The organism is Nocardia sp. NPDC051787 (genome assembly GCF_040681325.1).
Taxonomy (GTDB): Bacteria; Actinomycetota; Actinomycetes; order Mycobacteriales; family Mycobacteriaceae; genus Nocardia.
Window position 1 is genome coordinate 61,575 of sequence record NZ_JBFAYO010000024.1, and the last position, 20,207, is coordinate 81,781.

Consider the following 20,207-nt stretch of genomic DNA (forward strand, 5'->3'; position numbering starts at 1 on the left):
CGGCGGGCGCGCCGGATCGACGGTGCGCGGTGGCCCAGTGCTGCCGACGCTGGGCAGAAAGACAGCTTGACCAGATAGTAGTGAGGGATACTTCATTGTTTTGGGTAGCCGACACACCGTGCACTTTTGCTGGCGCTGGGGTACCCGAATGACCCGCCCGGCACGTGTGCGGCCCAACCGGACCCGGCGGCCGCGGGTTACCACATTGCCGCAGTTGCTGGCGATGGCGGTGGAAACGAACCCGGACGGCATCGCTGTCGTACAGGCCGCGGAACGGCTCGGCGGCCGCGCCGATGTCCCGATGGAGTCGGCGGCGCGAATGAGTTACGCCGAGTTGGATTCCCGATCGACACGGCTCGCTCGGTTGTTGCTCGAACGTGGCGTAGGCCCCGAAGACTTGGTCGCCGTGACTATTCCGCACTCGATCCAGTCGGTGGTGGCGCTGTGGGCGGTGGCCAAGACCAGCGCCGGCTTCGTGCCGGTGGATCCGGATGATTCGCCGGACCTGGTCGAGCAGATGGTGTCCGATCCCGGCGTGGTGGCGGGACTGACGGCCGGTACCGTGCGTGACCAGCTGCCCGGGCAGGTGACGTGGCTGGTCGTCGACGAGCCGGAGTTCGAACGTGCGCTGCTGAACTACCCGGCGGATGCGGTGACCCACATCGATCGGGTGCGTCCGTTGCAGGGTGAGCACCCGGCGTATGTGATCTATCCGCGGAATTCGAGCGGGCAGCCGGAGCGGACGGTGGTCACGCAGGCAGGTTTGTCCGGTTTCTGCGATGAGCAGCGGGAGCGCTACCGGGTGACGCCGCAGGCGCGGACGCTGCACTTCGTCGCGCCGTCGTCCGACCAGTTGGTGCTCGAATTGCTGCTCGCCGTGAGTGGCGCGGCGACGATCGTCGTGGCTCCCGGATTCGAGGGTGCGGGGCTCGCGGGACTGCTGCGGCGGGAACATGTGACGCATATGTTCGGTGCGCCTGCGACACTCGCTGGACTGGACCCGGCCGGATTGGATGAGCTGCGCGTAGTCGTCGCCACCGGTCAACCGAGCCCGCCGGATGTGGTGCGGCACTGGGTCCGACCGGTCGCGGGCGGTGCGGCCCGTCTCTTCTTCAACGGCCGGGAGCAGGCCGGGACCGCCGACTCGGCGGCTACCCTCGTCGATCTGTTCCACGCCCAGGTATCGGCGTCCCCCCGGGCGGTCGCGATTGTCGACCCGTCCGTTCCCGATGAGGAGTCCCTGACCTACGCCGAGTTCGCGGCCCGAGTGCATCGGTTGGCGCGTCGGCTGATCGAGGCGGGTGTCGGTCCGGAAACGCTTGTCGCGCTTGGCATGCGGCGCTCGGTGGACCTGGTCGTCGCCATGTACGCGGTGCAGGAGGCGGGTGCCGGGTATGTCCCGCTCGACCTCGATCAGCCGAACGAGCGAGTCCGGTACGTGCTCGAGTCGGCGGCGCCGGTGTGTGTGCTGACCACGTCCCGCGATGGTTTCGACGGCGCCGCAGTGCCGACCCTGTCGCTGGACGAGCTGGATTTGTCCGGTTACTCGGGCGAGCCGGTGGTCGATGCGGAGCGAATCGCGCCGTTGCGTCCGGGGCATCCGGCGTACGTGATTTTCACTTCCGGTTCGACCGGCCGCCCGAAGGGCGTCGCGGTTCCGCATGCCGCGGCGGTCAACCAGATTCGCTGGATCACCGGCGAGTACGGGATCGGTGTCGACGATGTGGTGTTGTTCAAGACGCCCGCGACGTTCGATGTGTCGGTGTGGGAGTTGTTCGGTCCGCTGAGCACCGGCGGCCGGATGGTCGTTGCGAGTCCGGACGGACACCGCGATCCGGCATATCTGGCCGAGGTGATCGCGGCCGAGCGCATCACCATGACCTCGTTCGTGCCATCGATGCTGACCGTCTTCGCCGGCGGCGCTGCCGCGGCAGGTGGCGAGGGGCTCGGCTCGCTGCGAGCGCTCCTCATCGCGGGCGAGGCTTTCACCTCCGACGCTGTGGAGGCGATCCGGCGGGTGAGTTCGGCGGCGCTGTACAACCTGTACGGTCCGACGGAGTTCACCGTCCACGCCACCCACGCCCCGGTTGCCGAGGACGTGGCGGGCGCGGTCCCGATCGGTCTTCCGGTGTCGAATACGCAGGCGTACGTGCTCGATTCGCGGCTTCACCCGGTGCCGTCGGGTGTTGCGGGCGAGTTGTACCTAGCCGGTGCGCAATTGGCGCGCGGCTATTTCGGCCGCGCCGACCTGACCGCCGATCGGTTCGTGGCCAACCCGTTCGGTGCGCCGGGCAGCCGGATGTACCGCACCGGCGACCTCGTCACCGCCGACGCGACCGGTTCGCTCACCTTTGTCGGCCGCACCGATTTCCAGGTCAAGCTGCGCGGTCTGCGGATCGAGCTGGGCGAGATCGAAGCCGCGCTGCGCGCGCATGATTCGGTAGCGCAGTCCGTGGCGATCGTCAGGCCCGACGAGCGTTTGGGCGATCAGCTGGTCGCTTACGTCGTGCCCGCGCAGCGTTCCGATGACATCGGTGACGAGCAGCCGTACCTGGACGAGTTGCGCGACCACTTGGCCGCGCGGCTGCCCGCGTACATGGTGCCAACGGCGATCGTGGTGCTGGAGGCGTTGCCGCTGAGCCCGAACGGCAAGCTGGATCGCCGTGCGCTGCCGGAACCGGTTGTCCGGGAACGAGAATTCCGCGGACCGTCCACTCCGATCGAGCAGCTCGTCGCCACTACGTTCGCCGAAGTGCTCGGCGTGAGTGCGGACCGCCCGGTGGGTGCCGACGACGATTTCTTCGACCTTGGCGGCAACTCGCTGTTGGCCACCCAGATGATCGCCCGGCTCGGCGCGGCACTCGACACGCGTATGCCCGCTCGGGTGATCTTCGAGGCATCCACGGTCGCCGCACTCGCGGCGCGCCTGGCCTCGCTCCGAGGCACGGGCGGGCGGCGTGCGCTGGTTCCGGTCCCGCGAGACGGCGAGACGGCACAACCGATCCCGTTGTCGCTGGCGCAGCAGCGAATGTGGTTCCTCAACCAATTCGATCCGGCGTCGGCGGCGAACAATATTCCGTTCGCCGTCCGCCTGTCCGGAGCGTTGGACGTGGCGGCCTTGCAGGCGGCGGTCGCCGACCTGGTCGATCGGCACGAGACGCTGCGCACCGTGTACCCGGCACTGGACGGCACCGGCTATCAGCGGATTCTGCCTGCCGATCAGGCGGTTGCGCACCTGGCGCCGCGGCCGGTGGCCGAGGACGAACTCGCGGACTGGCTGCTCGATATCGCGTCGGCCGGTTTCGACGTGACCGCGCAGGTCCCGTTGCGCATCGCCCTCGCCGAACTCGCGCCTGGGCCGGATTCCGTGGACAGCTCCGCGCGCACCGCCGAGCACGTCCTCGCTGTCGTGGTTCACCACATCGCCGCCGACGGCGCGTCCATCGCGCCGATGATCCGGGATCTGATGGCCGCGTATCTGGCGCGGGTGGATGGTGCCGCGCCGAGCTGGCAACCACTGCCGGTGCAGTACGCGGATTACACGGTGTGGCAGCGCGCGGTCCTGGGTGACGAGTCCGATCCCGGATCGGTGGCCGCCTCCCAAATCGCCTACTGGCGTGCAGCTTTGCAGGGCATCCCGGACCGGCTGGAGCTGCCCGCGGATCGGCCTCGGCCGAACGTCGCGTCCGGCCGTGGTGCGGAATTCTCCTTCGAGATCCCGGCTGGGATCCACGCCGAGCTGACCGAGCTGGCGCACCGCACGGGTGCCTCGCTGTTCATGGTGGTACACGCCGCTTTCGCGGTGTTGCTCGGGCGGTTGTCGGGTAGCGACGACGTCACCATCGGCACACCGGTCGCCGGGCGCGGTGAGCGTGAGCTCGATGAGCTGATCGGCATGTTCGTCAACACGCTGGTGCTGCGGACCGAGGTCGATCCGGGCATTTCGTTCGCCGAGCTGCTCGCGGCCACCAAAGAGACGGACCTGGCGGCGCTCTCGCACGCCGAGTTGCCGTTCGAGCGACTGGTGGAGGTGCTCGATCCGGTTCGGTCGCAAGCACACCACCCGCTGTTCCAGGTCGCGCTGTTCTTCCAGAACATGCAGGCCCCCCAGCTGGAATTGCCCGGACTGAGCGCGACCGCCGTCGAGCTGGGTGGCGCGCAGGCCAAATTCGATCTCCAGCTGACCGTGGTGCCGCGCCAGGACGACGACGCCGCGGCCGGACTGTCGGCGATGTTCACCTATGCCACCGATCTGTTCGACGAGTCGACGATCGCGGAATTCGCGGCGCGGTTGCAGCGGTTGCTCGCCGCCGTGGCGACGGATCCGGCACAGGCCATCGGCGAGGTGGACTTGCTGGCGTCGGCCGAGCGGGACCGGATTCTCCTCGACTGGAATGACACCGGCCACCCGGTCGCCGCCGAGCTGCTGCTCGATGGTTATCGCCGGGCGGTGGCGGCTCACCCGGATGCCGTCGCGTTGGTGTACGAGGATGTCTCGCTGGCCCACCCGTCGCCCGACCACCACCCCTCATCGAGTCGCTACGCGACGCTGGCCCACCCGTCGCCCGACCACCACCCCTCATCGAGTCGCTACGCGACGCTGACGTATCGCGAGTTCGATGAGCGCGTCAACCGGCTGGCCCGGGTGCTGATTTCGCAGGGTGTGGGTGCGGAATCGCTGGTCGGGCTGTCGATTCGGCGCTCGGTCGATCTGGTGGTCGGCATCTACGCGATCGTGACCGCCGGCGGCGCGTATGTGCCGCTGGATCCTGATCATCCCGCGGACCGGATCGCGCACATTCTCGATACGGCACAGCCCGCGTGTGTGGTGACGAGGACCGGCGACGCGGTACCCGTCCCGCCGGGAACCGTGCTGCTCCATGTCGACGACTTGGAGCTGGATCACCTCGACAGTGCTCCGGTGCGCGCCGAGGAATTGCTGCGACCGGTGCTGCCACAGCACCCGGCGTATGTCATCTTCACTTCGGGTTCGACGGGACGCCCCAAAGGCGTCGCCGTGTCGCATGCGGCGATCAACAATCAGATCGAGTGGATGCTGGCCGAGTATCCGCTGAGTCCCGACGACGTGTATTTGCAGAAGACCGCGACGACGTTCGACGTGTCGTTGTGGGGGTTCTTCATGCCGTTGCGGGTCGGGGCGAAACTGGTCGTGGCCACGCCCGACGGGCATCGCGACCCCGCTTATGTCGCGGAAACCATTGTCGCGCATGGAGTGACGGTCACCGATTTCGTGCCGTCGATGTTGACGGTATTCGCCGCGCATACCGCGCCGGGTGCGTGCCCGAGTCTGGCGCATATCTTCGTGATCGGTGAGGCATTGCCGCCGGAGACGGTGGCCGCCGTGAACGCCGTGTCCGATGCCCGGGTGCACAACCTGTACGGGCCGACCGAGGCCGCGGTGTCGGTGACCTACTGGCCCGCTCGTGCCGCGGACGAGCGCTCGGTGCCGATCGGGTTGCCACAGTGGAACACGCAGGTGTATGTGCTGGATTCACGGTTGCGTCCGGTCCCGGCAGGCGTGGCGGGAGAGCTGTATCTGGCCGGTGACCAGCTTGCTCGCGGGTATGTGCGCCGCCCCGATCTGACCGCGGACCGATTCGTCGCCAATCCGTTCGGGACCGGTGCACGGATGTACCGGACCGGTGATCTGGTGGTGTGGCGTGCGCCTGCCGGGGATACACCGCAACGGCTCGATTACCTGGGTCGCACCGATTTCCAGGTGAAGTTCCGTGGCCAGCGGATCGAGCTGGGAGAGATCGAAACCGCATTGCTGGCCCAGCCTGCGGTGAGTCAGGCGGTTGCGCTGGTGGCGCCGTCGGCGCTGGGTGATCAGCTGGTCGCGTATGTGGTCCCCGCGCCGGAGCGGTCGGTGGAGCCGTCGGAATTGCTGGCCGAGATCGGTGACACGCTTCCGGCGTACATGGTTCCGGCCACGATTGTGGTTTTGGACGCTTTCCCGTTGAACCCGAGCGGAAAGCTGGATCGTAAGGCGCTGCCGGAGCCGACCTTCGGCACTCGCGAATTCCGTGCCCCGGCAACGCCGGTGGAAGAGATCGTCGCTGGTGTCTTCGGTGAGGTGCTCGGTCTGAGCCGGGTCGGCGCCGACGACGATTTCTTCGCACTCGGCGGCAACTCGCTGGTCGCCACACAGGTGGTGGCGCGGTTGGGCGCGGCGGTGGGTGCCCGCATTCCGGTGCGGACGCTGTTCGAGACCTCGACCGTGACGGACTTGGCGACGGCGATCGAGTCGCACACGCACAGCGACCGTCGTGTCGAACTGGGTAGCCTCGTCCGGCCGGAGCGGTTGCCGTTGTCGTTGGCGCAGCGGCGGATGTGGTTCCTGAACCGGTTCGATCAGGTCGACGACGATCCGGCGGCGGCATCGGGCTCGGCGGCCTATAACCTGCCGTTCGCTCTTCGGCTCACCGGGCTGCTCGACGTGGCGGCGCTGGCCGCGGCGCTCGATGACGTGGTAGCGCGGCATGAGGTGCTGCACACCGTGTACCCGGAAACCGCCGAGGGTCCCGTACAGGTCGTCCTGCCCGCCGGACAGGTGACATTGGATGTCGCACCGGAGCGGGTCACCGAATCCGAGATCGTGGACGCTGTGTACGCGCTCGCCTCGACGCCGTTCGACGTGACCTCAGAAGTGCCGGTGCGGGTGCGGCTGCTGGAGATCGATGGACGTGCGCCGGGGTCGACACCGGAGTACGTGCTCGCTGTCGTCGTGCATCACATCGCCGCCGACGCCTCGTCGATGGGGCCGCTGGTGCGCGATGTGATGGTGGCCTATGCCGCGCGGAACGCGGGTTTCGCCCCGGCGTGGACACCACTGCCGGTGCAGTACGCCGACTACGCGCTCTGGCAGCGGGCCGTGCTCGGCGACGAATCCGATCCCGAGTCCATTGCCGCGCAGCAGATCCAGTACTGGCGCGAGCATCTCGCCGAGCTTCCCGACCTGCTGGAACTGCCCACCGACCGGCCCCGGCCCGCGGTGGCGGCACTGGCCGGTGGACGGGTGGAGGTGTCGGTGGATGCCGCCACGCACGCTGGGCTCGTGCGACTGGCACGCGCCAACGGCGCCACCCTCTTCATGGTCGTGCATACCGCGCTCGCGGTGCTGCTCGCGCGGCTGTCCGGTTCCGGCGATATCGCGATCGGCACTCCGGTAGCGGGTCGCGGTGAGCGTGAACTCGATGATCTCATCGGTATGTTCGTCAATACGGTGGTGTTCCGGACCCGCCTGTCCGGTGGTGACTCGTTCACCGAAGTATTGGCGCGGCAACGGGAAACCGATTTGCAGGCGTTCGCGAATGCCGATATTCCGTTCGAGCGCTTGGTGGAAGTGCTCAACCCGCGACGCTCGACCGCCCATCACCCGCTGTTCCAGGTTGGCCTGTCATTCCAGAACGTGGCACGAACCGCGCTGGAATTGCCCGGCTTGACGATCGCCGGGGTAGAAGCCGATCTGAATGTGTCGCAGTTCGATCTGCATCTGATCGTGAGTGACACTTACGACGAGGCCGGTGACGCGGCGGGGATCGGTGGCTACTTCACCTACGCCACGGATCTTTTCGACGCTGTAACGGTGCGGGGCTTCGCCCAGCGTTTGTCGCGCATTCTGGCGGCCGTCGTGGCGGACGCGACGACACCGGTCGGGGATATCGAGATTCTCGATAGGGCCGAACGGATCGAAGTGCTGTCGGTGTGGAACGCCACCGACCGCGCGATCGACCCGGCTGTGCTGCTCGGCGGCTCCACGCCGGAGTCGTCCGCCGCGACGACGCTCGCGGCGCTGTTGGATTCCGCCGTCGCCGCGGCGCCGGATGCCGTCGCGCTGGTCGCCGACGCGCAGGACTCGGGCGAAGGTCGGCAGGAGCTGACATACGCGGAGCTGGACGCCCGGGTCAACCGTTTGGCCCGCTATCTGATCGCGGAAGGCGTCGGCCCGGAATCGCGGGTGGCGCTGGCGTTGCGCCGGTCGGTAGACCTGGTTGTGGCGATGTACGCGGTCGCGCGTGCCGGTGGTGCGTATGTGCCGGTGGATCCCGATCAGCCCGCCGAACGGACCGGCTACACCCTGGAGACGGCGGCGCCGGTCTGTGTATTGACCAATACCGAGGCGGCCTTCGTCTCCGATGCCGCGCCCGTGGTGCGCCTGGACGAGCTCGACCTCACCGAGCTATCCGCCGCGACGGTCACCGATGCCGAGCGGCTGACGCCGTTGCGTCCGGAGAACACCGCGTATGTGATCTTCACGTCGGGTTCGACGGGTCGCCCCAAGGGCGTCGCGGTATCGCACGGCGCGATCGTGAATCAGTTGCTGTGGAAGTCGTTCGAATTCGATCTCGTCGACGATGACACGGTCTTGCTGAAGACGGCGGCGACGTTCGACCTGTCGGTGTGGGAGTTCTGGTCCGCGGCGGTCTGCCGGGGCCGGTTGGTGCTCGCCGCGCCGGACGGGCATCGCGATCCGGCGTACCTGAACGAGCTGATCACCCGTGAATCGGTGACCACGTTGCATGTAGTGCCGTCCATGCTCGACGCATTGCTCGCCAACGCGGACACCGACACACCGCTCCGCGCACTCCGGCGGGTGCTTGCCATCGGCGAGGCGTTGCCCGCCGAGATGGCGAAGCGCTTCCAGATCGTGAATCCGAAAGCGGAACTGTTCAATCTGTATGGTCCGACCGAGGCGGCGGTGTCGATCACCAGCCACCGGGTTACCGCTGCTGATGAGACGTTGGTTCCGATTGGTGCGCCGGAGTGGAACAGCCGGGTGTATGTGCTGGATGCGCGTTTGCGGCCGGTGCCGGTGGGTGTTTCGGGTGAGTTGTATCTGGCTGGTGCGCAGTTGGCGCGTGGTTATTTCGGTCGTTCGGATTTGACGGCGGATCGTTTCGTGGCGAATCCGTTCGAGCTGGGTGCTCGGATGTATCGCACGGGTGATCTGGTGGCGTGGAATGCTGCCGGTGAGCTGGAGTATCGGGGTCGTACGGATTTCCAGGTGAAGATTCGTGGTTTCCGGATCGAACTCGGTGAGATCGAGGCCGCGCTGTTGGCGTTGCGGCAGGTTGCGCAGGCGGCGGTGATCGCGAAGTCGGATCCGAAGGCCGGTGATCGGCTCGTCGCCTACCTGGTCCCGAATGATATCGACGCCGGTATCGATGTGGCCGCGGTGAAGTCCCTGCTGTCCGCGGGACTGCCGTCGTACATGGTGCCGTCGGCGTTCGTGGTGCTGGACGCGTTGCCGTTGAATGCCAACGGCAAGCTGGATCGTCAGGCGTTGCCGGAGCCTGAGGTCGAGGTTCAGGCGTTCCGTGCGCCGTCGACTCCGATCGAGGAGATCGTCGCGGCGGTTTATGCCGAGGTGCTCGGTGTCGAACGTGTGGGTGCCGACGACGATTTCTTCGCGCTCGGTGGTAATTCGCTGTTGGCGACGCAGGTCGCCGCCCGTATCGGCAAGGCGTTGGATGCCCGGGTGCCGGTGCGGTGGCTGTTCGAGGCGTCTACTGTCGCGGGGCTGGCCGTGCGGGCCGAGCGGCACGCGGGAGCCGGCGGTCGCCGGGATTTGGTGGCCGGTCCGCGACCGGACCGGATTCCGTTGTCGCTGGCGCAGCAGCGGATGTGGTTCCTGAACCAGTTCGACACCGAGTCCGCCGCGTACAACGTGCCCATCGCGGTGCGGCTGACCGGGGCGCTGGATATCGCCGCATTGCAGCAGGCGGTGTCGGATGTCGTCGTGCGCCACGAGATCCTGCGCACCATCTACCCGCAGACCGAGGACGGCCCGGTTCAGGTCATCCTGCCGCCGGGGCAGGCCGTGCCGCGCTTGGAGGTCCGATCGGTGGCGCCGCAGGATATCGAATCCGCGGTGACGGCATTCACGTCGACGATCTTCGACGTGACCTCCGAGGTGCCGGTGCGGGTCGCGTTGTTCCAGATCGCTGGGGATACAGCGCATTCCGCTGGTTCCGAGCCGGCGGAATATGTGCTCGCGATGGTGGTGCATCACATTTCCGGTGATGGTTCGTCGGTGGGGCCGTTGACGCGGGACCTGATGATGGCGTACGCGGCTCGTTCGATGGGCCAGGTCCCGAATTTCACTCCGCTGGCGGTGCAGTATGCGGATTACAGCATCTGGCAGCGTGAGCTGCTCGGTAGTGAGGACGATTCGGAGTCGTTGGCGGCCAAGCAGGTTGCGTACTGGCAGCAGGCGTTGGCGGATCTGCCGGATCAGTTGGATTTGCCGTCGGATCGGCCGCGTCCTGCGGTGCAGTCGTTCGCGGGTGGCAAGGTCGAGTTGCGGGTGGATGCCCGGACTCATCGGGCGTTGATCGAGTTGGCGCGTGCTGAGGGTGCGACGCTGTTCATGGTGGTGCATACCGCGCTTGCGGTGCTGTTGTCGCGGTTGTCGGGTACTGATGACATTGCGATCGGTACGCCGATGGCGGGTCGTGGTGAAGCGGTGCTGGACGATTTGATCGGTATGTTCGTCAATACGCTGGTGTTCCGTACCCGGGTGGATGCGGGCGAGGCGTTCACCGATCTGCTGGCCCGCCAGCGTGAGACGGATATTCAGGCGTTCGCGAATGCTGATGTGCCGTTCGAGCGTTTGGTGGAGGTGCTCAATCCGGTTCGTTCGACCGCGCGGCATCCGTTGTTCCAGGTGGGTCTGTCGTTCCAGAATCTGGCGCAGGCTTCGTTGGAGCTGGCGGGTTTGAGTGTGTCGGGGTTGGATATCGATACCGAGTTGTCGCAGTTCGACCTGCACCTGATCGCAGCTGACCACTACAGTGACGCGGGCGAGCCCCTCGGTGTCACCGGGGTCTTCACCTACGCGACGGATCTGTTCGATCGGGAGACGGCGCAGGGGTTCGTGGATCGGTTCGCGCGGCTGCTCGGTGAGATCATCGCCGCGCCGCGCACGCCGGTGGGTGACCTGGAACTGCTCGATGCCGCCGAGCGGACGGAGCTGGTGGTCGGCCGTAACGCGACCGCCTCGGCGCTGGATTCGACCGCGACATTGGTCTCGTTGTTGGACGCCACCGTCGCCGCGGATCCGATGGCCGTGGCACTGGTCGGTGACGCTCCGGCAGGTGCTGGACGTGTGGAGTTGACCTACGCCGAGTTGGATGCTCGGGTCAACCGGCTGGCGCGCTATCTGCTGGGGCGGGGTGTCGGTGCCGAGGATCGGGTGGCGCTGGCGCTGCGCCGGTCGGTGGATCTCGTGGTCGCCATGTACGCCGTCGCGAAAGCCGGTGCGGCGTATGTTCCGGTCGATCCGGATCATCCGGCTGATCGGACCGGCTACATCCTCGAAACCGCGGCACCGGTGTGTGTGCTGACCAACGCGGAGGCGGAATTCGACACCGATGTCGCGCCGGTGGTGCGGCTCGATGATCTCGACCTGGCTGCGGTGGATGCGTCGCCGGTGACTGATGCTGATCGTGTGGCGCCGTTGTGTCCGGAGAATACGGCGTATGTGATCTTCACTTCCGGTTCGACGGGTCGCCCGAAGGGTGTGGCGGTGCCGCATGGGGCGATCGCGAACCAGTTGCAGTGGAAGAGCATCGAATTCGGTCTCGATGCGGCGGATGCGATTCTGTTGAAGACCGCGGCGACGTTCGACTTGTCGGTGTGGGAGTTCTGGTCGGCGGCGGTGTGTGGTGGCCGCTTGGTGATTGCCTCGCCTGATGGTCACCGCGATCCGGCGTATCTGAATGAGCTGATGGCTCGCGAGTGGGTGACCACGTTGCATGTGGTGCCGTCGATGCTGGATGCGTTGGTCACGGCGGGTATGCCGAATTCGTTGTGGCGGGTGTTGGCGATCGGTGAAGCTTTGCCGGGTGCGGTGGCGCAAAGGTTCTTGCGGGAGTATCCGCGTACCGAGTTGTTCAATCTGTATGGTCCGACCGAGGCGGCGGTGTCGATCACCAGCCACCGCGTCACCCTCGCCGATGAGGTGTCGGTGTCGATCGGTGTGCCGGAGTGGAACAGCCAGGTGTATGTCCTGGATTCGCGGTTGCGGCCGGTGCCGGACGGTGTTTCGGGTGAGCTGTATCTGGCGGGTGCGCAGTTGGCGCGCGGTTACTTCGGTCGCGCGGATTTGACGGCGGATCGGTTCATCGCGAATCCGTTCCAGCCGGGTGCGCGGATGTACCGTACGGGTGACCTGGTCGCGTGGACGAGCGCGGGGGAGCTCGAGTATCGGGGTCGTACGGACTTCCAGGTGAAGATTCGTGGTTTCCGTATCGAGTTGGGTGAGATCGAGGCCGCTCTGTTGGCGTTGCCGCAGGTCGCGCAGACGGCGGTGATCGCCAAGTCCGATCCGAAGACCGGTGACCGCCTGGTCGCTTACCTTGTGTCTGCCGATGCCGGGGCTGGTATCGATGTGGCGGCGGTGAAGTCGGTGCTGTCGGCGGATTTGCCGTCGTATATGGTGCCGTCGGCGTTCGTGGTGTTGGACGGGTTGCCGTTGAATGTGAACGGCAAGCTGGATCGGAAGGCGTTGCCGGAGCCGGAGTTCGAGGTTCAGGCGTTCCGTGCGCCGTCGACGCCGATCGAGGAGATCGTGGCGTCGGTGTTCGCCGAGGTGCTCGGTGTTGAGCGGGTCGGTGTGGATGACGACTTCTTCGCGCTCGGCGGTAACTCGTTGTTGGCGACGCAGGTCGCGGCTCGGATCGGTGCGGCGTTGGATGCGCGTGTGCCGGTGCGGGTGTTGTTCGAAGCCTCCACGGTGGCTGGTCTGGCGGCGAAGGTGGAGCAGCACGCGGGCGCTGGTGGTCGCCGGGCGTTGGTGGCCGGGTCGCGTCCGGAGCAGATCCCGTTGTCGCTGGCGCAGCAGCGGATGTGGTTCCTCAACCAGTTCGACACCGCCTCCGCGGTGAACAACATCCCGGTGGCAATCCGCCTGATCGGCGACCTGGACGTCGCGGCGTTGCAATCCGCGGTCGCGGATATGGTCGTGCGGCACGAGATCCTGCGCACCATCTACCCGCAGACCTCCAACGGACCGGTGCAACGTATCCTGCAACCGCGTGAGGTGCCGGTCGATCTCACACCGGTGCCGCTCGGACCGGACCGCGTTGCCGAGGAAGTGCAACGTGCTGTCGTCGCCGGTTTCGACGTCACGGTGGAAGTTCCGTTCCGCACCGAATTGTTCCAGCTCAGCGGGACCGAATACATCCTGGTGTTCGTCGCCCACCACATCAGCGCGGACGGCTGGTCGATGGGGCCGCTCGTCCGTGATCTGATGCTCGCCTACGCCGCCCGCAGCGGCGGTGCGGCACCCGGCTGGGCCCCGTTGCCGGTACAGTACGCGGATTTCAGCATCTGGCAGCGCGAGGTCCTCGGTTCGGAAACCGATCCGGAAAGCCTGATCTCGCAGCAGGCGGACTACTGGCGCGCCGCACTGGCCGGCCTGCCCGACGAGCTCAACCTGCCTGCCGACCGGCCTCGCCCGGTCGCGCAGTCGTTCGCCGGCGGCAAGATCGTTTTCACGATCGATGCCCAGGTGCACGCGGGACTGGCCCGCCTGGCTCGTGAGCACAACGCGACCATGTTCATGGTCGTGCATGCGGCGCTGGCGCTGTTCCTAGCCCGCATGTCCGGTTCCGGTGACATCGCCATCGGCACGCCAATCGCCGGTCGCGGCGAGGCCGAACTCGACGACGTGATCGGCATGTTCGTCAACACCCTGGTGCTGCGCACGGACGTGCGGGGCGAGAACGCCTTCGGCGACTTGCTCGCGCGGATCAAGGACGCCGACCTGGAGGCATTCGCGCACGCGGACATCCCCTTCGAGCGCCTGGTGGAAATCCTCAATCCGGAACGCTCCACCGCACGGCATCCGCTGTTCCAGGTGGCGCTGTCGTTCGAGAACCTGCCGAACGCGGGCTTCGAGCTGCCCGGGTTGCGAGCCGAAGCCGTCGATTTCGATATCGAGACCGCGAAATTCGATCTATTCCTCACTGTCCGGGAGGCAGTCGACGACGCCGCCGGTGCCGGCATGTACGCCGAGTTCTCCTTCGCCCGTGATCTCTTCGACGACGTCACGGTGCAGGTGTTCGCCGAGCGGTTCACCCGGCTGCTCGAGGCGATCGTTGCGGAACCGCACCGTCCGGTCGGTGATCTTCCACTGCTGGACGCTTCCGAACGCGAGCTGCTGACCTATGTACACAGTGACGGCGCGCCGGCTCCGGAGCTGCTGGCGGATCTCTTGACCCGCGGTGCGCAGTCGAGCCCGGGCCACATCGCGGTACGCGACCGGGGCCGGTCGATCACCTATCGCAGGCTCGACGAGTACTCGTCGAGATTGGCGCGGGTCCTGATCGACCGTGGCGTCGGGCCGGAAAAGCTGGTCGCGCTGTCCTTCTCGAGGTCGTATGAGATGGTCGCCGCGGTGTGGGCGGTCGCCAAGGCCGGTGGTGCGTACGTGCCGATCGACCCGAGTTATCCAGCGGATCGGTTGCGGCACATGGTGACCGATTCGCGGGCTGTGATCGGACTCACCGCCGCTGAGTACGTCGAGCAGTTGCCCGACGATGTGGCTTGGCTGGTGCTCGACGATCCCGCATCCGACAAGCTGCTGGCGGACAAGCCCGCTACGCCGGTCACCGACGCGGACCGGATCGCGCCGCTGACCGCGCGGCATCCCGCGTATGTGATCTATACGTCCGGATCGACGGGGCTGCCGAAGGGCGTCACCGTCACGCACGCCGGGCTGGCCGGTTTGGCCGAGTACGCGACCGTGCAGTACGGCATCCAGGCGCAGCACCGATTCCTGCATGTTTGCTCGCCGAGCTTCGACGTGTCGGTGCTGGAATGGTTGTGCGCGTTCTACAACGGGGCGACGCTGGTGATCGTGCCGCCGACCATTCTCGGCGGTGCGGATCTGGGTGAGCTGCTGCGCGCCGAAGCGGTGACGCACGCGGTCATCACACCGGCGATGCTCGGTACGATCGCGCCAGACGGGCTGGAGGACTTCGAGGTCGTTTCGGTCGCCGGCGATGCCACCACCCCGGAACTGCTGGCCAAATGGCAGCCGGGACGGCGGTACGTCAACGGATACGGTCCGACCGAGGCGACGATCATCGCGACGTACGCCACCTTGACCGCCGGCCAGCACATCACCATCGGCCGTCCGGTGCCGGGCATGTCCGCACTGGTGCTGGACGCACGGCTCAACCCGGTGCCGCCCGGTGTCGTCGGTGAGCTGTATCTCGCCGGTGGCGCTCTGGCCCGCGGCTACCAGCACCGGATGGGTCTTACCGCCGAGCGGTTCGTCGCGAACCCCTGGGGCGCGCCGGGGGCCCGGATGTACCGGACCGGTGACGTGGTGCGGTGGTATGCCGAGCCGGTCGAGCGGACCGGTGACCGGGTTCCGGCGTCGGAGTGGAAACTGGACTACGTCGGTCGCTCGGACTTCCAGGTCAAGATCCGCGGCTTCCGCATCGAACTCGGCGAGATCGACGCGGTGCTCAGCAGCCATGACGACGTCGAGTTCGCGGTCACGCTCGGCCGCGACACGGCCGGTGGAAAAGCGCTCGTATCCTACGTGCTCGCCGTCCGGGGGCGCTCGATCGATTCCGCCGAGCTCACCGACTACGCCGCGCGGACTCTGCCACCGCACATGGTGCCCGCGGCGATCATGGTGCTGGACGAGATCCCGCTCACTCCGGTCGGCAAACTCGATCGAAAAGCATTGCCGGAGCCCACGTTCGAGAAGGCGGTGTTCCGGGCGCCGACCTCGCCGATCGAACAGATCGTCGCGGACACGTTCGCCGACGTGCTCGGGCTCGGAGACGGGTCCAGCTACCTCGGCCGCGACGACGACTTCTTCGCGCTCGGCGGGAACTCGCTGCTGGCCACCCAGGTGGCGGCCCGGTTGGGTGCGGCACTGGACGCGCAGGTACCGGTGCGGCTGTTGTTCGAGGCCGCAACGGTGGCCGGGCTGGCGCGGAAGGTCGAACAGCAGGCCGGTGCGGGCGGGCGCCGTGCGCTGGTGGCCGGTCCGCGCCCGGAGCGGATCCCGCTGTCGCTCGCGCAGCAGCGCATGTGGTTCCTCAACCAGTTCGACACCGATTCGGCGGCGTACAACGTGCCGGTCGCGGTGCGGCTCGCCGGTGACCTCGATGTGCCCGCGCTGCGGGCCGCCATCGGTGACGTGGTCGGCAGGCATGAGATCCTGCGCACCATTTATCCGCAGACGGACTTCGGCCCGGCACAGGTGATTCTGCCCCCGGCGCAGGCTGTTCCAGAGCTGGCAGTGCGGAGGATCGGCGCGGCGGACATCGAATCCGCCGTGCTGGAGGTGGTGTCGACCATCTTCGACGTCACCAGCGACGTGCCGCTGCGGGTCGAACTCTTCGAACTCGACGATGCCGGAGCGGAGCGCGGCTACGTGCTCGCCATGGCCGTGCACCACATCAGCGCCGACGGATGGTCGATCGGCCCGCTGACGCGTGATTTGATGACGGCCTACACGGCACGTTCGAATGGCGCGGCACCCAGTTGGGCGACACTGCCGGTACAGTACGCCGATTTCAGCGTCTGGCAGCGTGAGCTGCTCGGCAGCGAGGATGACGCGGAGTCGCTCGCGGCGAAGCAGATCTCCTACTGGCAGACCGCGTTGGCGGGTCTGCCGGACCAGTTGGACCTGCCGTCGGATCGACCGCGCCCGCCCGTGCAGTCGTTCGCCGGTGGCAAGGTCGGCGTGCAGATCGACGCGCAGACCCACCGGGCGTTGCTCGAGCTGGCCCGGGCCGAGGGCACGACCCTGTTCATGGTCGTGCACACCGCATTCGCTGTCCTGTTGGCTCGTTTGGCCGGCACCGAGGACATCGCGATCGGCACGCCGATAGCCGGTCGCGGCGAGGCCCTCCTGGACGAGCTGATCGGCATGTTCGTCAACACGCTGGTTCTGCGGAGCCGGGTCGATTCGGCGGAGTCGTTCGCCGATCTGCTGCTGCGCCAGCGCGAAACGGATGTTCAGGCGTTCGCCAATGCGGATGTGCCGTTCGAACGACTCGTCGAGGTACTGAATCCGGTGCGCTCGACCGCGCGGCATCCGCTGTTCCAGGTGGGTCTGTCGTTCCAGAATCTGGCCAGGGCCACCCTGGAACTGCCCGGTCTCTCGATCGAGACCGTCGCCGTCGACACCCAGCTCTCGCAGTTCGATCTGCATCTGATCGTCGCCGACGGCTACGACGAGGACGGAAACCCAGCGGGCATCGGTGGCTTCCTCACCTACGCCACGGACCTGTTCGATCGGGACACGGTGCAGGGCATCGTCGACCGGCTGTTGCGGATCATCCGCGCCGCGGTGGCGGACCCCGCGCTGCCGGTGGGTGATCTGCCGTGGCTGGACGCGACCGAACTGACCGAGCTGGTATCGGGCCGCAACGATACGGCGCACCAGGTCGAAGAGTCCGCGACGCTGGTGTCGTTGCTCGAGGCATCGGTCGCGGCCGCACCCGGCGCCGTCGCCATCGTCGCCGATGCGGAGGGCGACGGCGTGCCCACTCGGACGCTGACCTACGACGAACTCGACCGTCGCGTCAACCGCCTTGCCAGGTACCTGATCTCGCGAGGTATCGGCGTGGAATCGCGGGTAGCGCTGGCCATCGGCCGCTCGGTCGATCTCGTGGTCGCCATGTACGCGGTCGCGAAGGCCGGTGCGGTGTACGTGCCGATCGATCCGGATCATCCGGCCGAGCGGATCGAGTACATCCTGTCCACCGCGGCCCCGGCACTCGTGCTGGCGACGAGCCGCGACGGGGTGGACGCCACCGTCATCGAGAACACACGCGCGCAGATCGCCGACGGGCCTGCCGCCGCGGCCGCTGTGGCGCGTATCGATGAACTCGACCTGTCGGGGTACGCGGACGGGCCGATCGCTCCCCAGGAACGCCGCGGTGATCTCGCTGCGGCCAACACGGCTTACGTGATTTTCACGTCGGGCTCGACGGGTCGGCCGAAGGGTGTCGCCGTCTCGCACGGTGCGATCGTCAACCAATTGCTGTGGAAGCAGGCAGAATTCGGGTTGGGCTCCGACGACGCGATGCTGTTGAAGACGGCGGCGACGTTCGATCTGTCGGTGTGGGAGTTCTGGTCGGCGGCGGTCTCCGGCGGGCGGCTGGTGCTCGCGACGCCGGAGGGGCATCGTGATCCGTCGTACCTGAACAACCTCATCCGCGACGCCGAGGTGACCACGTTGCACGTGGTGCCGTCCATGCTGGACGCGTTGCTGACCGAATCGGAGGCACGCTTGCCCGCGTCATTGCGGCGGGTGCTTGCCATCGGCGAGGCGTTGCCCGCCGCGACCGCGCAGCGTTTCCTATCGGCGAATCCCGAGGTGGCGCTGTACAACCTGTATGGTCCGACCGAGGCGGCGGTGTCGATCACGCGTCATCAGGTGACCGAGGTCGATACGACTTCGGTGCCCATCGGCGTGCCGGAGTGGAACAGCCGGGTGTATGTGCTGGATGCGCGTTTGCGGCCGGTGCCGGTGGGTGTTTCGGGTGAGTTGTATCTGGCTGGTGCGCAGTTGGCGCGTGGTTATTTCGGTCGTGCGGATTTGACGGCGGATCGTTTCGTGGCGAATCCGTTCGAGCTGGGTGCTCGGATGTATCGCACGGGTGATCTGGTGGCGTGGAATGCTGCCGGTGAGCTGGAGTATCGGGGTCGTACGGATTTCCAGGTGAAGATTCGTGGTTTCCGGATCGAACTCGGTGAGATCGAGGCCGCGCTCCTGCGCCAAGAGGCGGTCGCGGCCGCCGCGGTGGTCGCCCATCCGGATCCGAGCGCGGGAGATCGTCTCGTCGCCTATGTCGTCGGCGCCGGCGGCGTCATCGACACCCAGCGGCTCGGCGCGGCTCTCGCGGCGGAACTGCCGTCGTACATGGTGCCGTCCACGGTCATCGAACTGACCGCGCTTCCGTTGAACGCGAACGGCAAGCTCGACCGGGCGGCGCTGCCGAAACCCGTGCTGGAGCAGGCACGGTTCCGTGCTCCGGTCACTCCGCTGGAACAGACGGTGGCTCGAGTGTTCGGCGAGGTCCTCGGAGTCTCGGAGGTCGGTCTCGATGACGACTTCTTCGGTCTCGGCGGTAATTCCCTGGTCGCGACGCAGGCGGTGAGCCGGTTGCGTCGCGTGACCGGCGCCGAGGTCAGGGTGCAGTGGTTCTTCACCGATTCCACCGTCGCGGGACTCAGCGGCCGGATCGAGACGGCGATCGCGCAGGGCTACGACTTCGGCCCAGATCCGGACGACGGGCTCGGCGTGCTGCTGCCGATCCGGGCGGAGGGAACCGCGGATCCGTTGTTCTGCCTGCATCCGATGTACGGATTGTCGTGGAGCTATGTGGGCCTGGCCCGGTTCCTGCCTCCCGAACAGCCCATTCTCGGCGTCCAGTCGCCTGCCCTTTCGGAAGACGGGTACCTGCCCGGCTCGCTCACCGAGATGGCTCGCCGCTACGTTGCCGAGATCCGGGCCGTGCAGCCCGAGGGACCGTACCGGTTGCTGGGCTGGTCGTTGGGCGGGGTCGTGGCACACGCGGTGGCGACCGAGCTGCAAGCGGCAGGCGAACAGGTGGCGCTGCTGGCCATGCTGGACAGCTACCCGGATGTGGATGTCTCCGATTTCCGCGGCGCGATCCGTCAGGGCTTGGCCGAGATCGGCATCGGCGCGGATGCGATCTCCTCCGACGGCGACATCCACGAGCTCAGCGAGGAGGCGCTGGACTCGTTGCACGCGTCGATTCCGCCCGAGCTGGCCGTGCTGACCAAGGAGCGGCTGCGGCGGATCTACCGCAGTGCGGTGCGGTCGGTCGAGCTGATCGCCGAATACCGCCCCGAGGTGTACCGCGGCACGCTCGAATACTTCAGCGCCGGCATCGGCGCCCCGGGCCAGACCGAAGCCGATCTGCGAGCGGCAGCGACCCAATGGCAGCCTTACGTCGCTGGCGACATCGTCGATAGGCCGATCAATGCGAATCATCAGCAAATGGCTTCCCCCGAGGCGCTTGCCGAGATCGGTCCCCAGCTCGCGACTCTGCTCGATCCGCCGGAGTAGGTGCGGCGGCGCACCCGCCGCCGGGCTGGGCCACCGCCGGGCCCGGCCCCTGGCGGCTTCGCGACACCAATCGCGCGCCGGGAGGGAATAATCGTCGCAAGTACTCGCC

Annotated in this window: 1 protein-coding gene; it reads left to right on the plus strand. The window is 67.1% G+C overall.

Translation table 11 applies throughout. From position 1 onward, the window contains the following. The first annotated feature begins 148 nt into the window (after nucleotides 1–148). Nucleotides 149–20,098 carry a non-ribosomal peptide synthase/polyketide synthase gene (locus AB0M45_RS24040; protein ID WP_364333249.1) on the plus strand — a complete coding sequence of 6,650 codons (19,950 nt, stop codon included), beginning with the start codon at nucleotides 149–151 and terminating at the stop codon, nucleotides 20,096–20,098. Nucleotides 20,099–20,207 lie beyond the last annotated feature (109 nt).